Raw genomic sequence first — 5,277 nt, 5'->3', positions numbered from 1 at the left:
CGGGAGGCGTACCGCGTGGCCGCCCGCGGCACCGGCACGACCAGGTGCGCGGGCGCCCCCAGCGTCTCGGCGACGACCGAGGCCCAGGCGGCACGGCTCACGCGGTCCGGCCCGCCCAGATGGAGGACCGGCGGCAGGGGCGCGCCGGCGCCCAGCAGAGCTGCCGTCACCTCCGCGACGTCGTCCACCAGCACCGGGGTCGTCCACTGGTCCCGCGGCACCCTGACCTGCTCGCCGCGCCGCAGCCGGTGCGCGCACGCGGCGAAGAAGTTGAGCCATTTGCCGGCGTCCGCGGGCTCGTGTCCGTAGACCAGGCTGACCCGCAGCACCACCGCGTCCGCCGCCGCGTCGAGGACGGTCCGTTCCGCCCGCAGCTTCGCGCGGCCGTAGGCGTTGGCCGGGGAGACCGGGGCGTCCTCGGGGTTGTCGGGCCGGGATCCGTCGAAGACGTTGTCGGTGGAGATCATCAGCAGCCTCGCGTCCCCGGCCAGCGCGGCGAAGTGGGCGGCCGCGGCGGTGTGCGCCGCGACGGCCAGGTCCGGGTGCTCCTCGCACCACGTGACGTCGGACGGGCCGTGCACGAGGACGATGCGCCGCGGGTCCAGCCGGGCCACGAGCCGGCCGCACGCCGCGGAATCGGTGGCGTCCAGGGCGTGCCACCGGATCCCCGGGAGGTCCGGGAGGTGCTCCGGTCGGTGGCGCGAGGTGACGGTGACCGGCTCACCGGCCGCCGCCAGCCGCCGAGCGATGCCCGTGCCGACGAAACCGCTGCCGACGACGAGGGTGCCCCCGGCGCTCACCGGGCACCCGCCGGGGACGGCCGGGACATCCGGTCGGCCAGCAGCCTGCCGGCACCGATCAGGCCGTGGTCGTCGTCCGGTTCGCCGAGCGACACCATGGCGTCGACCGCGTCCGCGTCCAGACCGAAACACCCCAGTCTCACCAACTCGCCCACCAGCAGCTCCCGGTAGCGTTCACCGACCGCCAGCGCGAAGCCGCCCATCACGATGTACCGGCACACCCCGACGGAGGTGAAGACGGCCCCGATCGCCTGCGCGAGATGCGTGAGGGTGCCGCGCAGCACCTGCGTGGTGAACGCGTCGCCCTCCCGCACCGCGGCCGCGACGGCCGGATTGTCGATGCCGTGCGCACGGCCGCCGCAGCGCGCGGCCAGCCCTGACCGGGCGAAACCGGCCGGGTCGGCGTCCGCCGCACGGCGGACCGCGGCGAGCACTCCCCGCCCGGAGGCGACGGCACCGAGATGACCGCGCGCGCCGCAGTCGCACAGCGGCGCCCCCGGGGACGGATCGCACACCCAGTGCCCGAGTTCGCCCCCGTGCCCGTCCGCGTCCAGCAGCACCTCCCCGCCCCGGAAGACCTTGTTGCCGATGCCGGAACTGACGGTGATCAGACAGAACGGCTCGGTCTCGGTCGCCGCGTAGCGCCAGGCGGCGGCGGTCAGGTCGTTGACCACCACGACCGGCACGCCGGTCCGCTCCGTCAGGAGCTGCCCCAGCGGCAGCGGGTCACCGCGCCGCCCCCACACCGTGGGAGCGGCCAGCACCAGACCGCCGGCGGAGATCGGCCCGGCGAAGGCCACGCCGACGGCGCGCGGCGCCGTTCCCGCGGTGTGCCGGCCGACCTCGTGGACGATCTGGTCCACGACGCGGCGCTGCAGACCGGCCACCGGGTCCCCCGGATGACGGGCCATGCCCTCGACCGGCACCCGGCGCACGCGGGAGACGGCCGCCGTCACCGGGTCGTAGCTCCCGGTCCGCAGCGTCGTGCCCCCCACGTCGAGCACGGTGAAGACGTCGTGGGGCCGCCAGGAGTCCGCGCGGTGCGCCGGACCGGCGGAGAGACGGTCAGACCGCGGGACGGTCACGGAGCTCCTCCTCGAAGACCAGAAGCCACAGATCGGCGGCCGAGTCGTTGACGAGGCCGTGCTCGCCGTACGGGTGGTTGACGACGACGTCCCCGGCGCCGACGCGGAACTCGGCTCCGTCCCGGTACATCAGTCCGCTGCCGCTGAGCACGACGTACGTCTCACGGTCCAGGGCGTGCCGATGGCGCCCTATGGACGTGCCGGGCGGCAGCACGGCGATGTCGACGAACTCCGCTCCCACGCCGCCTTCGGCGCGGGCGAACAGGCGGTGCGCGAGGATCGTGCCCAGCCCGCCGTGGTCGTGCTCCTTGCCGCGCAGGAGCGTGTCTAGGTTCACCACGTCGCGGGCGGTCACTCCGTGCCCCCGTCGCGCGCCAGCGCGTCCAGGGCGGCCCGCAGCACGTCGGCGGGCAGGTCCTCCAGCCGCTCCACGAAGTCCGCCTTGCCGATGCCGGTCGGCACGACGAGGTGCAGTTTGCGTCCCCGGCGCTGCCAGGAGGCGTGCAGGGCCTGCGTCATCAGCTCCGGCGTGCAGGTGGCCGGGTCGAACACGGGGAGGCCGATGCGGCGCAGCAGCGTCACCACGCGCGCGCAGCTCTCCGCGTCGACGAGCCCCAGCAGCCGGGCCACATGTGCCGACAGGGCCATGTCGACGGCGACCGCCTCGCCGTGTTCCAGGCGGTGGCCGCCGGCCGTCTCGATCACCGGGCTGAAGGTGTGCCCGAAGTCGACGAGCCGGGCGAGGTCGTGCTCGCGGAGGTTGGGGCAGAGCTCCTCCATCATCAGCCGCATCGAGGTGCGCAGCACGTACGTCTCCAGCGCGCCGTCGGAGGAACGCAGGAAGGCGTCCGGGTGCTCCTCCAGCGCCCGGAAGAGGTCGGAGTCGAGGATCACGGCCATCTTCACGATCTCCGCGAGGCCGCAGCGGATCTCCCGGGCCGGCAGTGTGGCCAGCAGGGCCGGGTCGTTGAGCGAGGCGTGCGCGGGGTGGTAGGCGCCGAACATGTTCTTGGAGTCCAGGGCGTTGACGCCGGTCTTCACCCCGACGCCCACGTCCACCTGTCCCACCAGGGTGGTGTTGACCTTGATGTAGCGGATGCCGCGGGCGTACATCGAGGCCGCGAAGCCCACGACGTCCGCGACGATCCCGCCGCCCACGGCGAGCATCACCCCGTGCCGGTCCAGGCCGGACGCCTTGGCGACGGCACACACCCGCTCCACCGACGTGAGGGTCTTGTTCCGTTCACCGCTGTCGATGGCGTGGACGCTCCAGCTGCCCGGCTCCAGCCGGGCGTCGAGGTAGGCGCGCAGCCGGTCGCCGTAGAGACGGTCCACCGTGGGGCCGACGAAGGCCACCACACGCCGTCCCGCCACATAGCCCGCGAGGAGCGGGTTGCGGGGGTCGAACACCCCGTCGGTGACGTCCACACGGTAGCGCGTGCCGTCCGGCGCCAGCAGGTCGAAGCCTCCGGAGTCCTCACGGACCCCTTCGAGCCGATCAAGGGCCTGGCCTGACATCTCTCTCCTCGGTCTTCGTTCCGTGCGGTTCACCGTCGGCGAACACGCGGGCGACGGCCTGTACATGGGGATGGCCGGGCAGGTCCTCCAAGGGCACCGGCCGGCCGTGCCCGTCCGCCACCGGCAGCCTCCAGTTGGGGTGCACGTCAGCGGTGCCGGGCAGGTTCTGGGGCCTGCGGTCGCCGGTGGCGTCCGGCAGCCAGACCCCGAGCAGGGTGGACGGGGTGCGGGTCAGGAAACGGTGCAGGGCGACCAGCTCGCCGTCGGCGTCGGGCAGCAGGCCCTGCCGGCGCAGTTCCGCCAGCCAGCCGTCCCGCTCGGCCGCCGCCTGCGCCTTCTCCTCCGGCTCCGGGCGGGTCAGCAGCCCCAGCCGGGCCCGCAGGTCGACGTGTTCGCCGCTCAGCCATGCGGTGGTCGTCGGCAGGTCGTGGGTGGTCAGCGTGGCCAGGCAGTTCCTGCGCCACTGCCGCGGCGGCAGCGGACCGTGCCGTCCCTCGGAACCGCCCAGGTACTCGAAGCGCTGCACCGACGTGCCGAGCACGCCGCGCGCGGCCAGCTCCTCGCGGACACCGCGCTCCACCGTGCCGAGGTCCTCGCCGATCACCGCCACCCCGGCCCGGTGGGCCTCCAGGAGCAGCACGCCGAGCATGGCCTCGGCGTCGTAGCGGACGTAGGTCCCCTCGGACGGGGGCCGGCCCTCGGGCACCCACCACAACCGGAACAGCCCCATGACGTGGTCGACCCGCAGGGCCCCCGCGTGCCGCATGCCGGCGCGCAGCAGCCCGGCCAGCGGCCGGTACCCCTCGGCGGCCAGCGCGTCCGGCCGCCAGGGCGGCTGGCCCCAGTCCTGACCGAGCGGATTGAAGTCGTCCGGTGGTGCCCCGACGCTCATCCCGCCGGCCAGGCAGTGCTGCAGCGTCCAGGCGTCGGCCCCCTCGGGGGCGACGCCCACCGCCAGGTCGTGCACCAGGCCGATGTCCATGCCCGCGTCCTTCGCCGCGCGCTGCGCGGCGGCGAGCTGCTCGTCGGTGACCCACGCCAGCCAGCGGTGGAACGCGATGGCTTCCGCCAGTTCCTCGCGCGCCTCGGCCACCCGCGGCGACCGCGGGTCGCGCAACCCCTCGGGCCAGGACCGCCAGGCGCCGCCGTGCACCTCGGCCAGCGCGGACCAGGTGGCGAAGTCCGTCAGGTCCCCGCCCTCGCGGGCGGTGAACGCCTCCAGAGCCGCACGGCGACCGGGCGGGGCCGGCACCCGGTACACATGGCGCAGCGCCTCGAACTTGAGCGCGCGCACCACCTCCCGGTCGATCAGCGTCCCGCCGCTCAGCACGCGCTCGTTGAGGGCCCGCGCCCGGGCGGCGCAGGAGTCCACCGCGCGGCGGGCCTCCCGGTCCAGGTACCGGTACTCCGGCACCTCCTCCACCCGGACGTGCATCGGGTCCGCGAACCGCCGCGAACTCGGCCGGTACGGCGACGGATCGGGCAGCGGACCCGGCTCCACCGCGTGCAGCGGCCCCAGCTGGACGAAGCCGGCGCCCAGCGCGCGGCCGGACCAGGAGGCCAGCTCCGCGAGGTCGGCCAGGTCGCCCATGCCCCAGGACCTGCGGGAGAGCACCGAGTACAGCTGGACCAGGAAGCCCCAGCCGCGCCGCTCGGGCACGGAGATGCGCTCGGGCACCGACAGCAGCGGAGCGGACGCCCGCCGCCGGCCCGCCACGGCGTGCAGGATGTGCGCGCCCGGCGGCAACGGGTCCTCGGGAGCTTTCTCGCCACCGTCCTCCAGGGCGACGCGGGCCTCGGCGCCGGGCGGCAGCCGCAGCCCCGCGGCCGATCCGGCACGGACGACCACGCAGGGCGGAAGCAGCCTGTCCGCG

Annotated in this window: 5 protein-coding genes; all 5 read right to left on the bottom strand. The window is 74.9% G+C overall.

Features of this window, described 5'->3' with window-relative positions:
• On the bottom strand, positions 1-800 hold an 800-nt coding region (locus B7767_RS06275), incomplete at its 3' end, for a sugar nucleotide-binding protein (RefSeq protein ID WP_085571253.1).
• Positions 797-1,885 carry an ROK family protein gene (locus B7767_RS06270; RefSeq protein ID WP_085571252.1) on the bottom strand — a complete coding sequence of 363 codons (1,089 nt, stop codon included), beginning with the start codon at positions 1,883-1,885 and terminating at the stop codon, positions 797-799. The genes B7767_RS06275 and B7767_RS06270, both read right to left, overlap by 4 nt.
• Complete coding sequence (locus B7767_RS06265; RefSeq protein ID WP_256923337.1) at positions 1,866-2,225, bottom strand: cupin domain-containing protein; 360 nt, start codon at positions 2,223-2,225, stop codon at positions 1,866-1,868. The genes B7767_RS06270 and B7767_RS06265 overlap by 20 nt, the downstream gene beginning before the upstream one ends.
• A gap of 11 nt (positions 2,226-2,236) precedes the next feature.
• Positions 2,237-3,403 (bottom strand): sedoheptulose 7-phosphate cyclase, encoded by a 1,167-nt coding sequence (locus tag B7767_RS06260; RefSeq protein ID WP_085571250.1) that lies wholly within the window; start codon positions 3,401-3,403, stop codon positions 2,237-2,239.
• Positions 3,384-5,277, bottom strand: a 1,894-nt coding sequence (gene malQ, locus B7767_RS06255; protein ID WP_107485838.1) for a 4-alpha-glucanotransferase, incomplete at its 5' end; no start/stop codon positions are given. The genes malQ and B7767_RS06260, both read right to left, overlap by 20 nt.

Source organism: Streptomyces sp. 13-12-16, from assembly GCF_002114215.1.
Classification (GTDB): Bacteria; Actinomycetota; Actinomycetes; order Streptomycetales; family Streptomycetaceae; genus Streptomyces.
The sequence above is the reverse complement of the archived record's forward strand: the minus strand, read 5'-3'. Positions and strand labels throughout refer to the sequence as shown.